This window comes from Cytobacillus oceanisediminis (assembly GCF_003182355.1).
In the GTDB taxonomy this organism is placed as follows: Bacteria; Bacillota; Bacilli; order Bacillales; family Cytobacillaceae; genus Cytobacillus; species Cytobacillus oceanisediminis_A.
This window is the reverse complement of the sequence record NZ_QGTW01000011.1, coordinates 184917-206974: the sequence shown is the minus strand read 5'-3', so window position 1 is coordinate 206974 and position 22058 is coordinate 184917. Positions and strand designations below refer to the sequence as shown.

At 43.3% G+C, this 22058-nt stretch carries 15 protein-coding genes, 20 tRNA genes and 2 rRNA genes; 33 read left to right on the top strand and 4 right to left on the bottom strand.

Annotated elements, in window-relative coordinates; all coding sequences use genetic code 11:
• The 22 genes from DFO73_RS19755 to DFO73_RS19650 form a co-directional block, all read left to right on the top strand.
• A 23S ribosomal RNA gene (locus DFO73_RS19755) occupies positions 1 to 141 on the top strand; the annotation flags it as partial.
• A gap of 250 nt (positions 142 to 391) precedes the next feature.
• Positions 392 to 508 (top strand): 5S ribosomal RNA (gene rrf / locus DFO73_RS19750).
• A 9-nt stretch (positions 509 to 517) separates the two neighbouring features.
• A tRNA-Val gene (locus DFO73_RS19745) sits at positions 518 to 593 on the top strand.
• 21 nt (positions 594 to 614) lie between these two features.
• Positions 615 to 690 (top strand) — tRNA-Thr (locus DFO73_RS19740).
• Between the two features lie 30 nt (positions 691 to 720).
• Positions 721 to 796: transfer RNA gene (locus DFO73_RS19735), tRNA-Lys, on the top strand.
• A gap of 9 nt (positions 797 to 805) precedes the next feature.
• Positions 806 to 890: transfer RNA gene (locus tag DFO73_RS19730), tRNA-Leu, on the top strand.
• A gap of 9 nt (positions 891 to 899) precedes the next feature.
• Positions 900 to 974 (top strand) — tRNA-Gly (locus tag DFO73_RS19725).
• 7 nt (positions 975 to 981) lie between these two features.
• Positions 982 to 1070, top strand: a tRNA-Leu gene (locus DFO73_RS19720).
• 15 nt (positions 1071 to 1085) lie between these two features.
• A tRNA-Arg gene (locus DFO73_RS19715) sits at positions 1086 to 1162 on the top strand.
• Between the two features lie 6 nt (positions 1163 to 1168).
• Positions 1169 to 1245: transfer RNA gene (locus tag DFO73_RS19710), tRNA-Pro, on the top strand.
• A 13-nt stretch (positions 1246 to 1258) separates the two neighbouring features.
• Positions 1259 to 1334, top strand: a tRNA-Ala gene (locus DFO73_RS19705).
• 18 nt (positions 1335 to 1352) lie between these two features.
• Positions 1353 to 1429, top strand: a tRNA-Met gene (locus tag DFO73_RS19700).
• Positions 1430 to 1446: 17 nt separating this feature from the next.
• Positions 1447 to 1523, top strand: a tRNA-Ile gene (locus DFO73_RS19695).
• Between the two features lie 15 nt (positions 1524 to 1538).
• A tRNA-Ser gene (locus DFO73_RS19690) sits at positions 1539 to 1631 on the top strand.
• 159 nt (positions 1632 to 1790) lie between these two features.
• Positions 1791 to 1864, top strand: a tRNA-Met gene (locus tag DFO73_RS19685).
• A gap of 3 nt (positions 1865 to 1867) precedes the next feature.
• Positions 1868 to 1944 (top strand) — tRNA-Asp (locus DFO73_RS19680).
• Positions 1945 to 2105: 161 nt separating this feature from the next.
• A tRNA-Phe gene (locus tag DFO73_RS19675) sits at positions 2106 to 2181 on the top strand.
• A gap of 15 nt (positions 2182 to 2196) precedes the next feature.
• Positions 2197 to 2270 (top strand) — tRNA-Gly (locus DFO73_RS19670).
• A gap of 4 nt (positions 2271 to 2274) precedes the next feature.
• Positions 2275 to 2351: transfer RNA gene (locus DFO73_RS19665), tRNA-Ile, on the top strand.
• Positions 2352 to 2361: 10 nt separating this feature from the next.
• Positions 2362 to 2436: transfer RNA gene (locus DFO73_RS19660), tRNA-Asn, on the top strand.
• Between the two features lie 5 nt (positions 2437 to 2441).
• A tRNA-Ser gene (locus tag DFO73_RS19655) sits at positions 2442 to 2532 on the top strand.
• Between the two features lie 6 nt (positions 2533 to 2538).
• Positions 2539 to 2610, top strand: a tRNA-Glu gene (locus tag DFO73_RS19650).
• A gap of 305 nt (positions 2611 to 2915) precedes the next feature.
• Here DFO73_RS19650 and DFO73_RS19645 read toward each other — a convergent pair.
• On the bottom strand, positions 2916 to 3113 hold the full coding sequence (locus DFO73_RS19645; RefSeq protein ID WP_110066410.1) for a hypothetical protein: 198 nt from the start codon (positions 3111 to 3113) through the stop codon (positions 2916 to 2918).
• Positions 3114 to 3338: 225 nt separating this feature from the next.
• Here DFO73_RS19645 and glgB point away from each other — a divergent pair, with 225 nt between their 5' ends.
• The 5 genes from glgB (at position 3339) to DFO73_RS19620 (ending at position 11316) form a co-directional block, all read left to right on the top strand.
• Positions 3339 to 5285, top strand: coding sequence for a 1,4-alpha-glucan branching enzyme (gene glgB / locus DFO73_RS19640; RefSeq protein WP_110066409.1), 1947 nt, complete (start codon positions 3339 to 3341; stop codon positions 5283 to 5285).
• Positions 5227 to 6372 (top strand): glucose-1-phosphate adenylyltransferase, encoded by a 1146-nt coding sequence (locus DFO73_RS19635; protein ID WP_110066408.1) that lies wholly within the window; start codon positions 5227 to 5229, stop codon positions 6370 to 6372. Before glgB ends, DFO73_RS19635 begins: the two co-directional genes overlap by 59 nt.
• Before the next feature lie 63 nt (positions 6373 to 6435).
• Positions 6436 to 7464, top strand: coding sequence for a sugar phosphate nucleotidyltransferase (locus DFO73_RS19630; RefSeq protein ID WP_110066407.1), 1029 nt, complete (start codon positions 6436 to 6438; stop codon positions 7462 to 7464).
• Positions 7461 to 8912, top strand: a complete 1452-nt coding sequence (glgA, locus tag DFO73_RS19625; RefSeq protein WP_110066406.1) for a glycogen synthase GlgA — start codon at positions 7461 to 7463, stop codon at positions 8910 to 8912. Before DFO73_RS19630 ends, glgA begins: the two co-directional genes overlap by 4 nt.
• Positions 8902 to 11316: a glycogen/starch/alpha-glucan phosphorylase gene (locus DFO73_RS19620; RefSeq protein ID WP_110066405.1), complete on the top strand. Its 2415-nt coding sequence runs from the start codon at positions 8902 to 8904 to the stop codon at positions 11314 to 11316. The genes glgA and DFO73_RS19620 overlap by 11 nt, the downstream gene beginning before the upstream one ends.
• 265 nt (positions 11317 to 11581) lie before the next feature.
• Here DFO73_RS19620 and DFO73_RS19615 read toward each other — a convergent pair whose 3' ends face one another.
• Positions 11582 to 12433, bottom strand: a complete 852-nt coding sequence (locus DFO73_RS19615) for a dimethylarginine dimethylaminohydrolase family protein (RefSeq protein WP_110066404.1) — start codon at positions 12431 to 12433, stop codon at positions 11582 to 11584.
• 166 nt (positions 12434 to 12599) lie between these two features.
• On the opposite strand from DFO73_RS19615, the gene DFO73_RS19610 reads away from it, so the two are divergent.
• The gene (locus DFO73_RS19610) at positions 12600 to 12812 is read left to right on the top strand and encodes a hypothetical protein (RefSeq protein ID WP_110066403.1); all 213 of its coding nucleotides are present in this window, start codon (positions 12600 to 12602) and stop codon (positions 12810 to 12812) included.
• A gap of 70 nt (positions 12813 to 12882) precedes the next feature.
• Here DFO73_RS19610 and DFO73_RS19605 read toward each other — a convergent pair whose 3' ends face one another.
• Together DFO73_RS19605 and DFO73_RS19600 are read right to left on the bottom strand one after the other, a co-directional pair.
• Positions 12883 to 13638: a TraR/DksA C4-type zinc finger protein gene (locus DFO73_RS19605; RefSeq protein WP_110066418.1), complete on the bottom strand. Its 756-nt coding sequence runs from the start codon at positions 13636 to 13638 to the stop codon at positions 12883 to 12885.
• A gap of 571 nt (positions 13639 to 14209) precedes the next feature.
• Positions 14210 to 15142, bottom strand: coding sequence for a 1,4-dihydroxy-2-naphthoate polyprenyltransferase (locus DFO73_RS19600; protein ID WP_110066402.1), 933 nt, complete (start codon positions 15140 to 15142; stop codon positions 14210 to 14212).
• 443 nt (positions 15143 to 15585) lie between these two features.
• On the opposite strand from DFO73_RS19600, the gene DFO73_RS19595 reads away from it, so the two are divergent.
• The 5 genes from DFO73_RS19595 to DFO73_RS19575 all read left to right on the top strand — a co-directional run bounded on the left by DFO73_RS19595 (position 15586) and on the right by DFO73_RS19575 (position 22056).
• Positions 15586 to 16989, top strand: coding sequence for an isochorismate synthase (locus DFO73_RS19595; protein WP_110066401.1), 1404 nt, complete (start codon positions 15586 to 15588; stop codon positions 16987 to 16989).
• Positions 16989 to 18734 (top strand): 2-succinyl-5-enolpyruvyl-6-hydroxy-3-cyclohexene-1-carboxylic-acid synthase, encoded by a 1746-nt coding sequence (gene menD, locus DFO73_RS19590; RefSeq protein WP_110066417.1) that lies wholly within the window; start codon positions 16989 to 16991, stop codon positions 18732 to 18734. Before DFO73_RS19595 ends, menD begins: the two co-directional genes overlap by 1 nt.
• Complete coding sequence (menH, locus tag DFO73_RS19585) at positions 18735 to 19568, top strand: 2-succinyl-6-hydroxy-2,4-cyclohexadiene-1-carboxylate synthase (protein WP_110066400.1); 834 nt, start codon at positions 18735 to 18737, stop codon at positions 19566 to 19568.
• Positions 19569 to 19666: 98 nt separating this feature from the next.
• Positions 19667 to 20488, top strand: a complete 822-nt coding sequence (gene menB / locus DFO73_RS19580) for a 1,4-dihydroxy-2-naphthoyl-CoA synthase (RefSeq protein WP_110066399.1) — start codon at positions 19667 to 19669, stop codon at positions 20486 to 20488.
• A gap of 83 nt (positions 20489 to 20571) precedes the next feature.
• Positions 20572 to 22056, top strand: coding sequence for an o-succinylbenzoate--CoA ligase (locus tag DFO73_RS19575; protein ID WP_110066416.1), 1485 nt, complete (start codon positions 20572 to 20574; stop codon positions 22054 to 22056).
• Positions 22057 to 22058 lie beyond the last annotated feature (2 nt).

The following is a 22058-nucleotide window of genomic DNA, read 5'->3' as shown; positions in this document are numbered from 1 at the left end:
CATGAAGCCCCCCTCGAGATGAGATTTCCCATAGCGTCAAGCTAGTAAGATCCCTGAAAGATGATCAGGTTGATAGGTCAGAGGTGGAAGCGTGGCGACATGTGGAGCTGACTGATACTAATCGATCGAGGACTTAACCAAATTGAAATGCGGAGGCGACTGTTCAACTTTGAGAGACGTTGGAGAGCCGGCCATTCAAATCCTGCTTTTAGGATTTGGAGGGACGGATCGAAACGGCCGAGAAGTTAGGAGCCGAAGCTAGACAAGTCATTGGTGATACTCGGCTGCACTTCTTCATTCATTATCTAGTTTTGAGGGAACGAAAAATATTAAATTTCCTCTTGAAAAATTCTAAAAAGACGTTATAATAAAACTTGTCTTTGAAAAATAGTCTGGTGGCGATAGCGAGAAGGTCACACCCGTTCCCATACCGAACACGGAAGTTAAGCTTCTCAGCGCCGATGGTAGTTGGGGGCTGTCCCCCTGTGAGAGTAGGACGCTGCCGGGCTGTAATAATGGAGGATTAGCTCAGCTGGGAGAGCATCTGCCTTACAAGCAGAGGGTCGGCGGTTCGATCCCGTCATCCTCCACCATTAAATTTTAATGTGCAAGCTGCCGGTGTAGCTCAATTGGTAGAGCAACTGACTTGTAATCAGTAGGTTGGGGGTTCAAGTCCTCTCGCCGGCACCATCTTCTCTTAAATCTCTTTGAGGTTTTTATGAGCCATTAGCTCAGTCGGTAGAGCATCTGACTTTTAATCAGAGGGTCGAAGGTTCGAGTCCTTCATGGCTCACCATTTTAATATGCGGGTGTGGCGGAATTGGCAGACGCACCAGACTTAGGATCTGGCGCCGCAAGGCGTGGGGGTTCGACTCCCTTCACCCGCACCATTTATATTTGCGGAAGTAGTTCAGTGGTAGAACATCACCTTGCCAAGGTGGGGGTCGCGGGTTCGAATCCCGTCTTCCGCTCCATTTAATTGCCGGGGTGGCGGAACTGGCAGACGCACAGGACTTAAAATCCTGCGGTAGGTGACTACCGTACCGGTTCGATTCCGGTCCTCGGCACCAGTTGAATTTAATAATGCGCCCGTAGCTCAATTGGATAGAGCGTTTGACTACGGATCAAAAGGTTAGGGGTTCGACTCCTCTCGGGCGCGCCATATAAACGGGGAGTAGCTCAGCTTGGTAGAGCACTTGGTTTGGGACCAAGGGGTCGCAGGTTCGAATCCTGTCTTCCCGACCACTAGATATTCAATGGGGCCTTAGCTCAGCTGGGAGAGCGCCTGCTTTGCACGCAGGAGGTCAGCGGTTCGATCCCGCTAGGCTCCACCATAAATATTATATCATTTTGGCGGTGTAGCTCAGCTGGCTAGAGCGTACGGTTCATACCCGTGAGGTCGGGGGTTCGATCCCCTCCGCCGCTACCATTTTTAAAAACGAAGCTGGACCTTTAGCTCAGCTGGTTAGAGCAGACGGCTCATAACCGTCCGGTCGTAGGTTCGAGTCCTACAAGGTCCACCATTTTCACTTATATTCGGAGGAATACCCAAGTCCGGCTGAAGGGATCGGTCTTGAAAACCGACAGGCGGGTCAAACCGCGCAGGGGTTCGAATCCCCTTTCCTCCTCCATTATTTTAATATTATTGTCGCGGGGTGGAGCAACGAGCGTTACTTCACTGAAAAAACTGCGAGTTGTACCGATCGAGCTGCTACTTGATTAAGCATCCTGAGATCGGGACAGTCCTTATGCTGTATGTGAGCATAGAAAAATCACATAAATAATACTATCGCGGGGTGGAGCAGTCCGGTAGCTCGTCGGGCTCATAACCCGAAGGTCGCAGGTTCAAATCCTGCCCCCGCAATCTGGTCCGGTAGTTCAGTTGGTTAGAATGCCTGCCTGTCACGCAGGAGGTCGCGGGTTCGAGTCCCGTCCGGACCGCCATTTTTGTTAGTTTGCCTCAGTAGCTCAGTCGGTAGAGGATTTTAAAAGAATGCAGCTGCGAAGGCTTAACATCATTGAATGGCATGCTTTAAAATCTGTGAAAAAGAACGCAGAGATTTGGAGCACATATTTCAAACTTTAGAATCGATAATTCATTATATGGCTCAGTAGCTCAGTCGGTAGAGCAAAGGACTGAAAATCCTTGTGTCGGCGGTTCGATTCCGTCCTGAGCCACCATTTATACAACCTAACGCGGGTGTAGTTTAGTGGTAAAACCTCAGCCTTCCAAGCTGATGATGAGGGTTCGATTCCCTTCACCCGCTCCAAAATGGGCCTATAGCTCAGCTGGTTAGAGCGCACGCCTGATAAGCGTGAGGTCGATGGTTCGAGTCCATTTAGGCCCACCATTTTGATTGTTCCGCAGTAGCTCAGTGGTAGAGCATTCGGCTGTTAACCGAACGGTCGTAGGTTCGAATCCTACCTGCGGAGCCATATATGGGGAAGTACTCAAGTGGCTGAAGAGGCGCCCCTGCTAAGGGTGTAGGTCGGGCAACCGGCGCGAGGGTTCAAATCCCTCCTTCTCCGCCATATATTGGCCCCTTGGTCAAGCGGTTAAGACACCGCCCTTTCACGGCGGTAACACGGGTTCGAATCCCGTAGGGGTCATACAAAAAAGCTGTCAACATGATGTTGGCAGCTTTTTTGTTGTCCTTTTCTCTCTTGGCTGTGATAAACCTCAATATTGATTTAAGTGCTCTTTTGATTGGAGCGGAAGGTGCGAACTCCTTGATAATACTCTTCATCTCCTTCGTACGGAGGTAATTCACTGATGCTTATCCAATGTCCTGCAGGAGTGCGGTCAAAGGGTGACTCCGCAGGATTATAGTTTGAGGAGGCTCCAGAACCGCCTGCTGTTCGCTGAGTGCCTGAGCGGAGACCAGCAGGCCTTTCTTTTTAGCGTGATTTACCTTCTAATCAAACTTCTCTTCCTTCTCGCTTAGCTTATTCCCTGGATTATTCAGATCTATTTCGGAAGAAATTCCCGTATACGGTCCTCTGAACATATCGCCTGTGGCCATGATTTTCCCATCGGGTGCTTCAAATATTGGAATTTTCATTTGATCTTTGTTGGCCTCGTTTAATAAAAATTCCTCTTCTTTATTACTCAAAATATTATTCTCCTTTCTTTTTCTGCTTGCATATTTTGTTTTATTTTGTCTAAGTTTGCCCGAGATTATGTCGAAGGCTGGTGAATATGGGGAAGTCGCTCCGGTTTTTGTCAGTTTTTGAACATTACTGTCACAAAATTAAAAAAACTTTTACAAGGATTTTTTCCGTCTTGCGCGAATATAACAGGAAAGTCATAAGAAATTGAAGACTGGGTGGGGAGAAGGATGTTAGTGGATACTTTGTTTCCAACCGATTATCAGCTGCATTTGTTCCATGAAGGAACATTGTATGAAAGCCATCAGTTATTTGGGGCGCATGTGGTTGTAGAAGATGGAAAAGTTTTTACCCGTTTTTGTGTATGGGCACCGAATGCTGAAGTTGTCAGACTAGTCGGTGATTTTAATGATTGGAATGGAGAAGGCTATACCTTACATAGAGTGAATAATGAAGGTGTTTGGTTTATTCAGCTGGATGAAGACATGCAGGGTGCCTTGTATAAGTATGAAATTAAAACAAAGGAAGGAAAGGTTTTATTAAAGGCAGACCCTTACAGCTTCTTTTCGGAGCTCAGGCCCAATACGGCTTCTATTGTGTATTCATTAGAAGGCTATCAATGGAATGATAGCAAATGGATGCAGAAAAAGGAGAAGAAGCAGATTTTTTCAGAGCCTGCTGTTATTTATGAGGTTCATCTTGGGTCCTGGAAAAAGAAAAAAGATGGCAGCCTGCTTTCTTACAAGGAGCTTGCAGATGAGCTGATCCCTTATGCGGTGGATCATGGATTTACCCATATTGAGCTGCTTCCTGTCATTGAGCACCCGCTCGACGCGTCCTGGGGCTATCAGGGAACGGGCTATTATTCGGCAACAAGCAGATATGGAACCCCGCATGAATTCATGTATTTTGTTGATCAGTGCCACCAGCATGGTATTGGCGTGATTCTGGACTGGGTTCCAGGGCATTTTTGCAAGGATGCTCATGGCCTTTATCAGTTTGATGGAACGTATTTGTATGAATATGAAACCGAAGACGACAGAGAGAATCGTGTTTGGGGGACAGCCAATTTTGATCTAGGCAAAAATGAAGTGCAAAGCTTTCTCATATCCAATGCTGTTTTTTGGATGGAAAACTATCATATTGACGGCTTCCGGGTTGATGCGGTTGCCAATATCATTTATTGGCCAAACAGGAACGGAGAAATGGAAAATCCATTTGGTGTCCGTTTTCTGCAAAACTTAAATAAAGTTGTTTCTCAATATGATCCCTCGTTTTTGATGATGGCCGAAGATTCAACGGATTGGCCTCAGGTGACATCCCCAGTCCATTATGGCGGGCTAGGCTTTCATTATAAGTGGAATATGGGCTGGATGAATGACGTGCTTACATATATGGAAACAGCGCCTGATAAGCGCCCTGCTGTACATGGGAAAATGACTTTTTCCCTTTTGTATGCTTTTACGGAAAACTTTGTACTTCCGTTATCCCATGATGAAGTAGTTCATGGCAAAAAATCGCTACTGGATAAAATGCCCGGTGATTACTGGCAGAAATTTGCCCAGTTTAGGCTGCTTCTCGGATATATGATTGCACACCCTGGAAAGAAGCTTCTTTTTATGGGAAGCGAACTTGGACAGTTTTCTGAATGGAAGGATAAAGAACAGCTTGATTGGCACTTGCTCGACTATGAAATGCATAATAAAGCAAATGATTATCTGAAAGAACTGATAAAGGTTTATAAACGCTCCAAGCCGCTATATGAGCTGGATCATCTGCATGATGGTTTTGAATGGATTGATGTCAATAATGCAAGGCAATCAATCTTTTCTTTTATCAGGAAAGGGACTAAAGAGGATGACTTTTTGGTCATTATCTGCAATTTTACACCTGCTTTATATCACGATTACCGCATTGGCGTTCCAAAGCAAGGGTCTTACCGGGAAATCTTCAATAGTGACAGTGAAAGCTTTGGAGGTGCCAATTGCATCAATAAAAAAGTGCTTAAGACTGAGGAAATAGAGTTTCATGGAAAGCCGTTCAGCTTGAAAATGTCTATTCCGCCATTTGGCATTTCAATTTTGCGCCCAGTAAAACATCGGAAGGAGAGGAAGGGTAATGGGAAAGAAAAAATGCGTAGCCATGCTGTTAGCAGGAGGGAAAGGGAGCAGGCTTAGCTCGCTGACGAAGAGTCTTGCGAAGCCGGCTGTCCCGTTTGGAGGGAAATATCGGATTATTGATTTTACATTAAGCAACTGCACCAATTCGGGAATTGACACAGTAGGTGTTCTAACCCAGTATCAGCCGCTTGTGCTAAATTCGTATATTGGCATTGGAAGTGCATGGGATCTGGATAGAAAAAATGGCGGTGTGACTGTGCTGCCGCCTTACAGCGAATCCTCGGAAGTCAAGTGGTATACAGGAACAGCAAGTGCCATTTACCAGAATCTCAATTATCTAAAGCAATATGATCCTGAATATGTCCTGATTTTATCAGGTGACCATATTTATAAAATGAATTACGAACTAATGCTGGATTACCATATTGAAAAAGGCGCAGATGCAACGATTTCGGTCATAGAAGTACCTTGGCCGGAAGCAAGCAGGTTCGGCATCATGAACACGAGTGAAGATATGAGGGTTGCTGAATTTGATGAGAAACCGGCTTTTCCTAAAAATAATCTGGCATCAATGGGAATATATATCTTTAATTGGCCTGTTTTAAAGGAATATTTGGAAATGGACGACCGGAATCCAGAATCAAGCCATGACTTTGGCAAGGATATTATTCCTCTTATGCTTGACGAAAATAAAAAGCTGTTCGCATATCCATTCAATGGATATTGGAAGGACGTCGGAACAGTCAAAAGCCTGTGGGAAGCAAATATGGATTTGCTGGATGATGAATGCGACTTGAATCTATTTGATCATGACTGGCGAATTTATTCTGTTAACCCAAATCATCCGCCACAATATATTTCACCTGAAGCTGAGGTAGCGGAATCATTGATTAACGAAGGCTGTACCATTGAAGGGGAAGTTGAAAAATCAGTTTTGTTCCAGGGAGTGCTGGTTGGAAAAGGATCTGTCATCCGGGAATCGGTGATCATGCCTGATGCAATAATTGGAGAGAATGTCTACATTGAAAAGGCAATTGTACCAAGTGGAATGAACATTCCTGACGGTTTTGTGATCAGTTCATCGGAAGAAACAGATGAAATTATCTTAATTACACAGGAAATGATACAGGGAATTTGTTCTTAAATAATAGATATATGCCTGGATGCCGGAAACGGCTTCTTGACCAACTTTTCGGGAGGGAATTTCATGAAGAATAGAATGCTTGGTGTGATAGACGCAACAACCTACCATGAAGATTTAGAGGAATTAACAGTGCACAGGTCGCTCGCAGCTGTTCCCTTTGCCGGCCGTTACAGGCTAATCGATTTTGTCTTATCCAATATGGTGAATTCGGACATAGAAAGTGTTGCCATATTTCCGAAGTATCAATACCGATCCTTAATGGACCATCTAGGTTCAGGGAAGAATTGGGACTTAAACAGAAAAAGGGATGGCCTATTCTTTTTTCCTTCCCCATTGCTGGATAGCCCGAGCAAAGGAATTGGTTCATTTAATCATTTTGGGGCCAACTTGGATTACTTTTATCGCAGCAAGCAAGAGTATGCGCTAATATCGAATTGCTTTACCGTTTTTAATATGGATTTTAGGCCGGTTCTGGAAAGGCATATAAACACACGGTGCGACATTACAGTCGTACGCCAGGATGGACGCTCGCTTGAAATGTATCTGGTTAAAACTTCATTGCTTATCAATTTAATAGAAACAAGAAATGAAACTGGGTACACTTGCATGAGTGATGTGGTTACAGATATCCACCATTCCTATACGATATGCAATTATGAGTATACCGGCTTGGCCGTTATGATTGATTCAATCGATGCTTATTTTGCTGCAAGTATGAGCCTATTGGAACCTCAAGCCTGGAAAACGATCTTTAAGCGCAGCCAGCCGGTTTATACGAAAGTAAAGGATGAACCGCCAACCCGTTATATAAAAGGGGCAAGTGCCCATAATTCCATGATCGCCAATGGATGCATGATTGAAGGTGTGGTCGAAAACAGCATCATTTCCAGAGGTGTCAAAATTGGCAAAGGTTCGGTCGTAAAAAATTGCATTATTATGCAAAAATCCCAAATCGGTGAAAACTGTGTTTTAGACTCAGTTATTTTAGATAAAGATGTTAAGGTAGAATCCGGTACCAAGATTGAGGGTACACATAATATGCCTCTAGTTATCCGGAAAGGTACCATACAAGGAGCGCTGATGAACTCGTGAAAGTATTGTTTGCTGTTTCAGAATGTGTTCCATTTGTTAAATCCGGCGGACTTGCAGATGTAGCTGGTTCCCTCCCAAAGGAGCTGGCTAAGCAGGGCACTGATGTCCGGGTGATCCTCCCTAAATATGGTTCCATTTCAGATGATTTTAAAAAGAAAATGTCGAGAAAATGCGATTTTACAGTACAAGTGGGATGGAGAAACCAGTATTGCGGTATTGAAGAACTGGAATATCAGGGAATTACATTTTATTTTGTTGACAATGAGTACTATTTTAACCGTGAAAAATTATATGGCTACTTTGATGATGGGGAGAGATTTGCTTATTTTAACCTGGCTGTTCTTGATGCCCTTCATCATATCGATTTCTATCCGGACGTTATTCACAGCCATGACTGGCATACTGGAATGGTTCCATTTCTGCTGCGTGTTGAATACCGTGCGAAAAAAGGCTATGAATTCATCCGGACAGTGTTTACCATCCATAACCTGCAGTTTCAAGGAATTATGCCCCGGGGGGCTTTAGGGGATTTATTAGGGCTGGACTATAGCCACTTTCACCCTGACAAGCTTGAGTTCTTCGGGAATATCAATTTTATGAAGGGCGGGATCGTTGCAGCTGATAAAATCACAACGGTTAGCCCAACTTATAAGGATGAAATTCAAACTGAGTATTACGGAGAAAAGCTGCATGATTTGCTAAAGCGGAGAGCCTCCGACCTTGAAGGAATATTAAATGGCATTGATGATGAATTTTATCATCCAGGAAAGGATCCATTTATTTATAAAAAATATTCCGCAGAGAAATTGAAGGATAAGAAAGCAAATAAAAAGAATCTCCAGGAAAAATTCTGCCTGCCTGTAAAAGAAGATATTCCTCTGATTGCCATGGTTACAAGGCTGACAAAGCAGAAGGGCCTCGATCTTGTTAAATGTGTATTTAAAGACCTTATGCAGGAGGATGTTCAAGTTTTGGTTCTGGGAACAGGAGATCCTGAGTTTGAGCAATTTTTTAGGGAAATGGAAGCCAGTTACCCGGATAAGTGCAAAGCATATATCGGATTTGATGAGGGGCTTGCGCATAAATTTTATGCTGGATCCGATTTATTTTTAATGCCTTCGCAATTTGAGCCTTGCGGATTGGGGCAGATGATTGCCATGGAATACGGCTCGATTCCGATTGTCAGGGAAACAGGCGGCTTAAATGATACCGTACAATCCTATAACGAAAATACAGGTAAAGGTAACGGCTTTTCCTTTAGCAACTTTAATGCCCATGATATGCTGTACACCATTCGAAGAGCAGTTGGATTTTATGGTGACAGCCAGGTGTGGGAGCAAATTATGAAAAATGCCATGGGAATGGATAACAGCTGGGCTCAATCTGCATTTAAATATAATCAGCTTTATGCAGGCCTTGTCTCAAGGAGTGAAAGCCATGTTTTCTGATCGGGACGAATTTAAAGAGGAATTCCTGAAAAAGCTGGAGATGACCTGTGGAAAAAGTTTTGGGGAAAGCACGGAGAGAGACCAGTATTTTACTCTCGGCAATATGATTAGAGAGCATGTCAGTACAGAGTGGATTAACACGAATGAACGTTACCGCATCGACCGGGAAAAGCAGGTGTATTACCTGTCCATTGAGTTTTTACTGGGACGCCTGCTCCACCATAATTTAATGAATTTGGGAATCGAACAGATTGTCAAGGAAGGCTTGGCTGATTTAGGGATTGATCTGTACCGCTTGGAGGAGATTGAAGCGGATGCCGGACTCGGCAACGGCGGGCTTGGGCGTTTGGCAGCTTGTTTTATGGATTCATTGGCATCGTTAAATTTGCCGGGGCATGGCTGCGGAATTCGCTATAAGCATGGTTTATTTGAGCAGAAAATTGTCGACGGCTATCAGGTGGAGCTTCCGGAGCAATGGCTGCGCAACGGCCATGTTTGGGAGGTAAGAAAAGCGGATCTTGCGATTGAGATTCCTTTTTGGGGCAAGGTGGAAACAACAGAGGAAAATGGACGGCTTATATTTCGCCATGTAAATGCTGAGACGATCTCAGCTGTTCCATACGATATGCCTGTTGTTGGCTATAAGACAGATACGATTAATACACTTAGGCTTTGGAATGCAGAACCGTCTCCATATCCTGTCAACCATGATATTTTAAAATATAAGCGCGAAACCGAATCGGTTTCCGAGTTTTTGTATCCGGATGATACCCATGATGAAGGAAAAATTCTGCGTTTAAAACAGCAGTATTTTCTTGTGTCTGCCAGCATTCGCTCAATTGTACGATCCTATCGAAAGCAGCATAATAGTTTGAAAGATTTTAACGAGTTTGTCAGCATTCATATCAATGATACCCATCCAGTCCTCGCCATCCCTGAACTGATGCGAATCCTGCTTGACGAAGAAGGATTAGGCTGGGAAGAAGCCTGGAATATCACCGTTAATACGATTGCTTATACGAATCATACGACTCTTTCAGAGGCTCTTGAAAAATGGCCTATCCGCATTTTCCAGCCTTTGCTGCCGCGCATTTATATGATTGTAAATGAAATCAATGAGCGATTCTGCCGCCAGCTTTGGGAACAGTATCCAGGCGACTGGAAGCGGATTGAGAATATGGCGATTATTGCCCATGATCAGGTTAAAATGGCTCACCTTGCCCTTGTTGGCAGCTCAAGCGTAAATGGTGTAGCGGCTTTGCATACGGAGATCTTAAAAAAGCGGGAAATGAATCAGTTTTATGAAATTTTTCCTGAGAAATTCAATAACAAGACAAATGGGATTACACACAGAAGATGGCTGCTAAAAGCAAATCCGCTTTTGTCGGATCTAATTTCAGAAAGCATTGGGACCGGCTGGGTGCGGAATCCAGAAAGGCTTCGTGAATTAGCAGATTTTAAGAATGATAGAGTGTTCCTCGAGCAGTTGCACCGGATTAAACAAAAGAATAAGGAAAGACTGGCGAAGCGGATTGAGGAGCAGAATGGCATTATTGTGGATACGTCCTCCATTTTTGATATTCAGGTGAAGCGACTTCACGCATATAAGCGCCAGCTTTTAAATATCCTGCATGTGATGCATTTATATAACAGGCTGAAGGAAGACTCCAATTTCCGCATGCATCCCCGGACATTTATTTTTGGAGCTAAGGCATCTCCGGGCTATTATTATGCGAAGAAGATTATTAAATTGATTAATACCGTTGCTGAAAAGGTAAACCATGATCCGCAGACAAAGGATCAGCTTAAAGTTGTCTTTTTGGAAAATTACCGGGTCTCTCTTGCAGAGGAAATTTTCCCTGCTGCAGATATTAGCGAGCAAATTTCAACAGCAAGCAAGGAAGCTTCCGGTACAGGTAATATGAAGTTCATGATGAATGGCGCTTTGACAGTGGGGACACTCGATGGAGCAAATATTGAAATTAAAGAAAAAGCGGGAGATGAAAATATTTTTATTTTCGGGCTTACAGCGGATGAAGTTTTAGGCTATTACCAAAATGGCGGATACAACTCCAGAGAGTATTATCATCATGATAAGCAAATCCGCCAGGTAGTCGACCAGCTTACAAACGGGTTTTTCCCTGAAGTGGATGATGAATTCGAGCCTATTTTCGATTCATTGCTGATGGAAAATGACCAGTACTTTGTATTAAGAGACTTTGCTTCCTACGTAAATATTCAAAAAGAGGCCGGAAAAGCATACGAAGACAGGGACCGCTGGCTGAAAATGAGCTTAATGAATATTGGCGGCTCAGGTTATTTTTCAAGTGATCGCACGATCAGCGAGTATGCGCGGGACATTTGGAACCTCAAGCCTGCGGGTGTTGAAATGATGAATAAATAGATGTTGGAAAACAGTCCTTCCGAGGTGGAAGGGCTGTTTTTGCTGATGAGTTATTCCAAAAATTAAGAGGCCGACTTTAAAATGGTTGTTGATAAATCTGATTAACGCCTAAAATCAAGCAGCCGGGAGAAAAAACGTAGTTAATCATTAGGATTAAATCCCAAAATCAAATAGCCCACCGGGATATCGTCGTTAACCTCAAAGTTAAATGTATTAGCGAGGTAATTAAAAAGGCCCCCACCTGAGGGAACCTTTTAGCATTATATTATTCCCCTCTGCTTCGCCTAACCGGCATCGTACAGCAGCGGAAGGCTCCACCGGATTTGATGATTTCAGTTATGTCCACTTCGATAACTTCATAGCCTCTCGCCCGGAGCTCTTTATTTACATTTATATTAACAGGGAGGCTGAAGACTTTTTTGTTGCCAATGGAGAGGACGTTAGTTCCGAGGGTAAACTGTTCATCTTCAGATACTTTTATCAAATCATATCGGGACTCAAGCATTTTGACTTTTTCCCCGTGGATTTCTCCTGGGAAAATCAGAGCTTCCTCTGGAGAAATAATATTAAATACACAATCCAGGTGGAGATATGTATCCGTAAAAGGAATGGATATGATCTCATATTCCGGAAGGAGGCTTCTCAGATGATCGATTGCTTCTTTAAAAGTCCGGTTGCTAACCCCAACATAAATTGTTTTTCCGTCGACGAGGACATCTCCTCCCTCAATCCGGTCTCCCGTTAAATTGTAAAAAGGGATTTGCTGTTGTTCCAGCCATTGTTTTAGGACATTTTCTTCCCCTTGACGGATATCGGCAGCCATTTCAGCTACATATACCTTTTCGCCAAGAGTAAATCCAATGTCCCGGGTAAAAACCTGTTCCGGATATTTTTCAAGCGGAGGAAGCAAAACAACATCCACTCCATTTTCTTTCAAGGCACTGACAAAATACCTGTGCTGCTTCATCGCCCGATCTATATTGATGCCTTCTTTTTTGAAATGCTTTTGTGTTTCATTAATAGTATCTAAAATGGTCATATATTGCGGTTCACATAATACGACTTGCTCAAGCTTGTCATATTCGGAAAAACATTCGGCTTTATTTTGTCCAGACATAAATAGGCCTCCCAGCAAGTTATTCTTAAAATAATATTTCCAAGGGGAGACTCTTTTACTCCATTGAACGAAGTCCAGTTAAGTATATTAGCAATAATTGCCACTTTAAAAAAGGTTTAAAAACCCTGATAATGTAATCAATAGATATTAAGGGGGAAGCTGTTAAATGTACCAAATCGAGAAGGGATCAATGGAAGAAGTTTTGCTGCATCTTCAGAATATTGGATTGCAACTAAATGAATTCGAGAAGACAAATGAATCCATTCCGGTGAAAAACTATAAAGAACTGCTGGAATTCAGCATCTCCATTGCCCGCCGTACAAACGATGTTTCTGATACGATAGATGAGATTATCCAGGATATCGAATCCAAGCTATAATATATAGGTAATCTTATTTTGCCAATGACATATAAATAAGCGATGCTCCATTTGGGGCATCGCTTTTATTTTACTCTTTATCATCATCCACATAGCCGTCAGTCTGATGATACGGAACATCTCCATAAGGCGATTCAATATCATTTTCATCAAGCATTGCTTCGTATTCTTCCTGCTTTTTGGAAGGGTAGATTTTTCTTTGCTTGCCTTCCATATCATTGCCGACAAAGGTTTCATAATCCTCGGTGAAGCCTTCATCATCATGTCCTTCATTATAAAGGGAATTATAATCTTCATAGTCGCCCCTTAAGTCTGAAGGCGTTTCGGAAGTACCGAAGCGGGCAACCTCCTGAAAGCTGTCCTCGTTGTCGATAACTTCCCTGTATTGATGGTGCCGGAATGTATTGCCGTGTGCAGGTTCAAGAACATCTTCTTCTGCAGGGCGGTCTCCCGGCACAATCTGCTCCGGGCTGTGTTCTTTGCAGTAAAGAGTTGCAGGAAGTACCTCAAGGCGCTCGTAAGGGATTTCATCTCCGCACTCTTTGCATTTGCCGTAAGAACCATCCTTGATCGCCTTCAGTGCTGCATTTACTTTATTCAATTCAGAATCATGATGCTCTCCTAATGCAAAATCCTTTTCACGTTCAAAAAGTTCAGAACCCATATCAGCAGGGTGGTTGTCATAAAGGGAAAGCTCCCCAACTGTATCTCTCGCGCTCGCACTTTCCAGGCTTCCTTCTGTATTCCCCTGAAGCTGGTCTTCCAGTGACTTTTTTTCATCATTCAATTCCTTTTTTAAGTGGCTGATTTGTTCATTGCTTAACATAAATGTCACATCCTTTTCAGATTGGTTTCGTGGGTGTCTTGCCATAAGGTTTTTATAAAAAAGGCTGAGCTTCCTAATAAGCTTCTGTTCCCCAAGCTGAAGCTTGTCCCAACGCTCATGTCCCGACGGATTTAAAAGATAAACCATAGACCATATGGGTTTAGTATGGACGTTATTGGCAATGAAGAAGGTCTTCAGTTTATTAATGTGGCGAATCCACTTCCTTGAGTAAAAAATACCCGTTATTGACAGTGCGAAACCTGGATGGTGTTTTCTGTTATTTTTTTCTAAAAACTCTGTTAAGCTTGGGTGTTGATTTCCGCTGCAGGCACCCAGCGACCCCGGGCTTCCAGAAGCCTTTTCGCCTGCAGGGTCCTCCTTGGGCCGCTTTTCCCGAAGAACTTTGAATAAACTTCTACGGTTTACACCACACGATGGAAATGCGAATGCATTTTCGAGGATCCCTTGCCTTCCGCTCCAATTAACACATTGCTGAATCAGCAATTAGCGTTAAAGAAGCATTCCAAACACAAAAAAAACCCCTGCTTTAAAAGCAGAGGTTTAAAGTAATTTATAAGAAGTAGCCAAGAAACAGGCCTACTGATAATAAAAATCCAAAAATGGTATTTGTCTGTGCCGTTGCCTTCATAGCAGGCATCATCTGCATTGGCAGTGTTTTACCGATAAAGCCTTTTGTTGCTTTAACGGCTTTAGGTGCACTAATGACAACAATGGCAAGCCATGGGGAAATAATGTTCATAGCAATTAAAGCAAAAACCCATACGTACGAAACAATAAACATTCCAGCCAGCAGATTGATCGCGCCTTTTTTTCCTAATAAAATCGCCAGCGTTTTGCGGCCGAATTCTTTGTCGCCATCCAAATCCCTTATATTGTTGGCAAGCAGTATGGCGCCGACAAGAATCAGGATCGGGAAGGATACTAAGATACTCGTAGAAGTTACAGTTCCCGTTTGAATATAAAATGAAATAAGGATGATCAGCATGCCCATGAAGAATCCGGCAAATAACTCACCGAACGGTGTGTAGGCAATCGGCAGAGGACCGCCTGTGTACAAATAACCGACTGCCATGGACGCCAGCCCGATAGCCGCTATCCACCAGCTAGTGCTCATGCAAATATAAAAGCCAAGAAGTATGGCGATACCATATAAACTGAATGCCAGGTTTAATACAGTTTTTGGTTTAATCCCTTCACGGACGATTGCTCCGCCGATTCCGACAGATTCTTCAGTGTCCAGTCCTCTTTTATAATCGTAATATTCATTAAACATATTAGTAGCAGCCTGGATCAGTAAGCTTGCTGCCAGCATGGCAAAAAATAATCCGAAATGGATCTCTGTCATTTCCATCGCTAATGCCGTTCCAAGCAGAACCGGAACGAAAGCAGCTGTAAGAGTGTGAGGTCTTGTCAACTGCCACCAAACTCTCCAGTTCCTTGAATTGGAGGCAGGCGGAAAACTGATCTGCGTTTGTGGTTGCATTATAACTCTCCCCTTATTTTATCTATATTCTATAATGTTAAATTTAATTGTGTAAATCAAACTTGTTTATTTTAACCGATTTCCAGGGTATTGTCAAAAAAAAACCTTCTATAGAAACTATAAACCAACTTAAGTGTAGGTAAAGATTAGAGGGGTGTCAACGTATTTTTCCCGTAAACGGAGGCGGTATTTTCCATCCTAAAAGGGGAAGGTTAAAGTTACTCTTTCAGTAGTTCATTGAGCGAGGGACGAGCTCCGTCCTCCATTTTCCTAAAATGAGTGTAATTCATATTACCCGAGCCCAAAGTAAGCTATAATATAATAAGGATTCTAAAAGGAATGCAGTGATTGACATAATTGACATTCTCCAATCCTGAGGTGTATCTTAGAATAAGTTTAAAGTAGGATAACGGCCATTTTGGGCTGTTATTGGAGGGATTTTTTTGGTTACGATACAAGATACGGAACTAAAAGAAGGGATCCAAGAGGCGATCGAGAGGGCAAAGGCCTTTTCAAAGCCTGTTTTAGTGAGTGAAGTTCAAAAAATAAATCATATAAACCCCCTTTCTTTTTACGCGGCAGGGAAGAGCCGTTTTTTTGGTGAACGCTTTTTCTGGAAGGATCCTTCCGGCGAAACTTATATAATCGGTCTCGGTGTAAGCAAACAAATTCAGTCAGATCAAAGTGCAGGGCGATTTAATAGTGTCGAAAAGGAATGGAAGCGTTTTATAGACGATAGCATTGTTTTTAATCCATATAATAACAAGGCAATAGGGCCTGTTATGTTTGGCGGATTTTCTTTTGATCCATTAAAAGAGAAAACGAAGCTGTGGTCGAAGTACTCAGATTCACTCTTTCATGTACCGACCTTTATGTACAGCGAAGTTAAGGGCCAGGCCTTTTTAACAACCAATATTGTTTGTACCCAGCATGACGACCTTACTCTTTTTGAAAAGGTTGGTGCTGAACGTGGAGCGGTATTGGCTTCAATAGAAAACGGTTTTCCGGAGCTGGGAAATGTCCTGCTCAAGGAAGCAGATATCAATCCGGAGAAGTGGATGAATACAGTTGAAGCCATTGTAGAGGAATTAAAAACAGGCTCTTTAAAAAAGGTTGTGCTTGCACGGGAATCCAGGCTCATATTTGAAAAGCCGATTGAGATTGAAAGAGTGCTTTCAAATCTGATGGAGCTTCAAAGAGAGAGCTTTATTTTTGCTTTTGAATCAAATGGAGACTGCTTTATTGGGGCATCTCCCGAACGGCTGATCAAAAAATACGGTGAAAGCGTATTTACCACATGCTTGGCAGGATCCATTCCGAGAGGCAAAACAGAAGAGGATGACCATATTCTTGGTGATGCCTTATTAAGTGATCAAAAGAACCTGACTGAGCATCAATACGTGGTGGATATGATTAAAGAAGCGATGGAGGAGTCCTGTACAGAAGTTGAGCTTCCGGATAAGCCGCAGCTGATGAAAATGAGAGACATTCAGCATCTTTACACCCCTGTTATAGGGAAAACAAGGGATGATGCATCTCTTTTGGCTTTGGTTGACCGCCTGCATCCGACTCCGGCTCTTGGCGGGCTGCCTAAAAAAGAAGCGGTAGAGAAAATAAGAGAGGTAGAAGAACTGGATCGGGGTTTTTATGCCGCTCCATTAGGATGGATGGACTTTAAAGGGAATGGCGAATATGCGGTTGCAATCAGATCTGGTCTGATTCAGGGAAATGAAGCATCCATTTTTGCCGGCTGCGGCGTGGTCCAGGATTCAAATGCCGAAAGCGAATATCAGGAAACGAAGATTAAGTTCCGTCCAATGCTTACGGCTCTTGGGGGTAATAAATGATGAATCATCAGGAAGCATTAACTTTATATATTGCAGCTTTTGTTGCGGAATTGGTAAAAAGCGGAGTAGAGGATGTCGTGGTCAGTCCCGGCTCCCGTTCTACCCCAATGGCTATGGTGATGGCAGAGCATCCTGAGCTTCGTGTACATATCCATGTAGACGAACGCTCGGCTGCCTTTTTTGCGTTGGGAATTGCCAAGGCATCCAAAAAACCAGCCGCTTTGCTTTGCACATCCGGAACTGCCGCTGCCAATTATTACCCGGCCATCGTAGAAGCCAATTATTCAAGAGTTCCTCTGGTGGTTTTGACTGCCGACCGTCCCCATGAGTTAAGGGATGTCGGTGCACCACAGGCAATTGATCAAATTCATTTATACGGCAAAAATGTAAAGTGGTTTGTTGAAATGGCACCGCCGGAAAATACAGCGGAAATGCTGCGCTATGCCCGGACTGTGTGTGCAAGAGCTGCATCAATGGCACAGCGCTCCCCTGCAGGCCCGGTTCATCTTAACTTTCCATTCCGAGAACCTTTGGTGCCTCAGCTCGATCGTTCCGATTTGTTTAAACTGAGTGAGCGTGAAGATGGCTTTGTAAATATTAGGACAGGTCAGCTTGGCCTTCTGGAAGAAGATTACAGAGAAATAGCGGAGAGCTTGAATGAAACCAGCAAAGGCATAATCGTATGCGGACCGCTGGAAAAAGTTGATTTCCCTGAAGCTGTTATTCAGCTTGCGAAAAAACTGAACTATCCTATCATTGCCGATCCGCTCTCCCAATTAAGAAGCGGTATGCATGATGGCAGCTGGATTATTGATACCTATGATAGCTTTTTGAAAAATGAAGACGCAAAGAAGGCCCTTAAGCCAGACGTTATTATCCGCTTTGGTGCAATGCCTGTGTCAAAGCCTTTGACAATCTTTATGAAAGAAAACAGCGATTCCCGCCAATTGATTGTTGATGGCGGCGGCGGCTGGCGTGATCCGGCATTGCTTTCCACCGAAATGGTGCACTGTGATGAAACAAAATTTTGTGAGTCACTTACCCCTTCTATAAATGCCGGCAAGGATGACCAGTATTTTTCTTTGTGGAAGGAAATCAATCATGTAACGCGCTCCAGATTGGCTGATATAAATGAAGTGGATGAATTAAGTGAAGGGAAATTATTTTACCAGCTATCCGAAATGCTTCCTGAAAGCTCCACCCTCTTTGTTGGAAATAGTATGCCGATCAGGGATTTGGACACGTTCTTCCATTTTAATGAAAAGAATATAAGAGTGATGGCGAACAGAGGCGCCAACGGAATAGATGGTACCATATCGACCGCCCTTGGCGCTGGCACATTGTCACAGCCGCTGTATCTTGTTCTTGGCGACCTTACGTTCTTTCATGATTTAAATGGTTTAATAGCATCCAAGCTGTATGGAATTGATATCAACATCTTATTGATCAATAACAATGGCGGCGGAATTTTCTCATTCCTTCCGCAAGCGAACCATCCAAAGAACTTCGAAAAACTGTTTGGTACGCCGCTTAGTCTCGAATTTGGACATGCGATCACCATGTATGGCGGAAAATATGATTTAATTTCCGATTGGGAACATTTTATTTCCACATTCAAACAGAACACTGATGAAAAGGGCTTAAAGGTTATAGAAATTACGACAAATCGGGACAAAAACCTGACTGAGCATCGAGAATTGTGGGATTCTGTTTCCCAGGAAATAAGTCGATTGCTGGAGAGGTGAATGCCGGTGAATTATGTCATAAAAGGTGTCAGCTATCATGTCGACACTTGGGGCAAGGGGTTTCCACTGCTGCTTTTGCATGGTTTTACAGGAAACGGCGAGAGCTGGAAAGAATTTGAACCCTTCTGGAAGAACCACTCCACAGCCATTGCTTTAGACATTATCGGCCATGGCAAGACGGAATCTCCAGCGGATATCGCCCAATATGGAATTGAGGAATCAGCAGATGCTATTAATCATCTTTTAGAAAAAATGGGGATTGAGAAAACAGATATCCTGGGTTATTCCATGGGCGGGCGACTTGCGATCACGTTTGCTATTAAATACCCCAAAAAGGTGCGGAAGCTAATTTTGGAAAGCTCCTCTCCAGGGCTTCGTACAGAGGAAGAGAGACAAGCAAGACGCCTTCAGGATGCGAAATTGGCCGAAAAAATCAGGGGAGAAGGAATCTCCAGGTTTATTGTGTTTTGGGAGAACATTCCCTTGTTTAAAAGCCAAAAAAACCTTCCTGATGACATTCGCGGAGGAATAAGAGAGCAGCGTTTAGCCAATTCTATTGAGGGCCTGGCAAACAGCCTGAAAGGGATGGGGACCGGCTCTCAGCCATCATGGTGGGGAAACCTTTCAAATTTGGAATCCCCTGTCCTTTTAATTACTGGAAGCAAAGACCAAAAGTTTTGCAGGATTGCCGACGAAATGTCGAAGGTCCTTCCAAATTGCCATTGGATATCTGTAGAAGATGCCGGACATGCAATTCATGTGGAGAAACCTGAAAAATTTGGTACAATAGTAAGTGGGTTTTTGTCGCAAACCGCTGAAAAGAAATATACATGATGGCAAGCCTGCTTTTATAAGCAGGAACCTGTCACATTATGCAGAAGAAGGGTGCGTCAAAAAACGCGAATTATTTAATACATAAGGAGGATTCTTGAATGTCAGCAGTAGAATGGGTTGCAGGAAAACAATACGAAGAAATTTTATATGAAACATACAATGGAATTGCCAAGATTACGATTAATAGACCGCAAGTCCACAATGCTTTTACACCAAGGACCGTAATGGAATTGATTGATGCGTTTGCTTATGCGCGCGATGATGAGAATGTTGGTGTCATCGTCCTTACTGGTGCCGGAGACAAAGCGTTTTGTTCAGGCGGAGACCAGTCTGTAAGGGGACATGGAGGATATGTAGGCGATGACCAGATCCCTCGTTTAAATGTTCTTGACCTGCAGCGCTTAATCCGTGTAATTCCTAAGCCTGTTATTGCAATGGTAAAAGGCTATGCAATCGGCGGAGGACATGTTCTTCACATCGTATGTGACTTAACAATCGCAGCCGATAACGCTGTGTTCGGACAAACTGGCCCTAAAGTTGGAAGCTTTGATGCCGGATATGGTTCAGGCTATCTTGCAAGAATCGTCGGACATAAGAAAGCCCGCGAAATTTGGTATTTGTGCCGCCAGTATGGCGCTCAGGAAGCTTTGGACATGGGACTTGTCAATACAGTTGTGCCATTGGAAAAAGTGGAAGAGGAAACAATTCAATGGTGTGAAGAAATTCTTGAAAAGAGCCCAACAGCTATCCGCTTCTTGAAGGCTGCTTTCAATGCTGACACTGATGGACTTGCAGGAATCCAGCAATTTGCCGGAGATGCAACACTTCTTTACTATACAACTGACGAGGCTAAAGAAGGCCGCGATGCCTTCAAAGAAAAACGCAAGCCGGACTTCGGCCAGTTCCCTCGTTTTCCTTGATTGAAACGGAAAAATTTTCAGCAGCTTGATGGCTTGTTCCATCAGGCTGTTTTTATATATACCATAAAAATGGGGTGTTTATGATTGAAACGCAGATAATGCCTAACTTTCTTCTTAAAAGAGCCTTTTTAACCCCCGAACGTCCTGCCATTCATTTTTCAGGCGTAACCTATTCCTTTTCAGAAGTATTTAAACGGGCTTATACCATTGCAGGGCACTTGCAAGCCTTGGAATTACAAAGAGGACAGTACGCAGCCGTGCTGCTCCGTAATCATGTTGATACAGCGTTTATTCTTTTGGCCTTACAGCTGATTGACGTAAAGGCGGTTATATTGAATAACAGGCTGACAGCTGAAGAATTGATATGGCAGATGAATGATTCGCAATCAGCTTACCTGTTAACTGAAAGGGCCTTTGAAGAGGTAAGTCAAAATATCACCAAATCCTTACCAGCTGTATCAGCCATTCATAAGGAAAGTTTATTTGAGTGTTCTTACACCGATCCTGAAATTGCCGAAGAGATAAGTCTTGATGAAGTGTGCACGGTCATGTATACGTCGGGAACAACGGGAAACCCAAAAGGTGTCCTGCAAACATATGGGAACCATTGGTGGAGTGCGATTGGCTCTGCACTTAATCTTGGATTAAGTGAAAACGACAGCTGGCTGTGCACGGTTCCCCTCTTTCATATTAGCGGATATTCAATTCTTATGCGAAGCATCGTTTATGGCATGAAAATAGTTCTTTTTGAATCATTTGATGAGAAAAAGGCAATTGAGGCAATCCATAGCGGAAAAGTTACGATTATGTCTGTCGTAAGTACGATGCTATCAAGGATAGCTGACGAACTTCGAGAAGAAAAGCTTCCGGATTTTTTCCGGTGCATGCTTTTAGGAGGAGGCCCTGCAGCTAAATCCTTGCTCGAGATTTGTAAAGCGAAAGATATCCCGGTATATCAAACATACGGGATGACGGAAACCTCTTCACAAATTGTTACGCTTGCTCCGGAATACAGCTTTAGCAAACTGGGTTCTGCCGGAAAGCCCCTGTTTCCTTCTCAGCTTAAAATTGTTGCTGTAAATGGGCAAAATGCGAAACCGGACGAAGCGGGAGAAATCCTTGTAAAAGGCCCGAATGTGACGAAGGGTTACTTGAATCGGGAAGAGGAAACTTCTAAAAGAATTAAGGACGGCTGGCTTTCAACTGGAGATATTGGATATCTGGATGCTGAAGGATTCTTATATGTCCTTGACCGGCGTTCTGACTTAATTATTTCTGGCGGGGAGAATATTTACCCCGCCGAAATCGAAGGTGTATTAGTTTCCCATCCAGGCATTGCAGATGCAGGTGTTATTGGCATGAAGGACGATGTTTGGGGGGAAGTCCCTGTTGCCTTTGTTGCGGGAGAGGGGTTAGATGAAGAGGAAATAACACAATATTGCTTGGGAAAACTTGCAAAATATAAAGTTCCAAAAAGAATTTTGCAAATTGATGAAATTCCAAGAAATGCGTCTAAGAAGATCTTAAGAAGAAAGCTCCGGGCTTTACTTAAGGAAAGTGGCAAATAGGC

What these genes read in the sequence shown, in the direction of transcription:
- glgB (WP_110066409.1), top strand. Translation starts at nt 3,339, where the DNA reads ATGTTAGTGGATACTTTGTTTCCAACCGATTATCAGCTGCATTTGTTC.
- DFO73_RS19635 (WP_110066408.1), top strand. Translation starts at nt 5,227, where the DNA reads ATGGGAAAGAAAAAATGCGTAGCCATGCTGTTAGCAGGAGGGAAAGGG.
- DFO73_RS19630 (WP_110066407.1), top strand. Translation starts at nt 6,436, where the DNA reads ATGAAGAATAGAATGCTTGGTGTGATAGACGCAACAACCTACCATGAA.
- DFO73_RS19620 (WP_110066405.1), top strand. Translation starts at nt 8,902, where the DNA reads ATGTTTTCTGATCGGGACGAATTTAAAGAGGAATTCCTGAAAAAGCTG.
- DFO73_RS19615 (WP_110066404.1), bottom strand. Translation starts at nt 12,433, where the DNA reads ATGTCTGGACAAAATAAAGCCGAATGTTTTTCCGAATATGACAAGCTT.
- DFO73_RS19610 (WP_110066403.1), top strand. Translation starts at nt 12,600, where the DNA reads ATGTACCAAATCGAGAAGGGATCAATGGAAGAAGTTTTGCTGCATCTT.
- DFO73_RS19605 (WP_110066418.1), bottom strand. Translation starts at nt 13,638, where the DNA reads ATGTTAAGCAATGAACAAATCAGCCACTTAAAAAAGGAATTGAATGAT.
- DFO73_RS19600 (WP_110066402.1), bottom strand. Translation starts at nt 15,142, where the DNA reads ATGCAACCACAAACGCAGATCAGTTTTCCGCCTGCCTCCAATTCAAGG.
- menD (WP_110066417.1), top strand. Translation starts at nt 16,989, where the DNA reads ATGAATCATCAGGAAGCATTAACTTTATATATTGCAGCTTTTGTTGCG.
- menH (WP_110066400.1), top strand. Translation starts at nt 18,735, where the DNA reads ATGCCGGTGAATTATGTCATAAAAGGTGTCAGCTATCATGTCGACACT.
- menB (WP_110066399.1), top strand. Translation starts at nt 19,667, where the DNA reads ATGTCAGCAGTAGAATGGGTTGCAGGAAAACAATACGAAGAAATTTTA.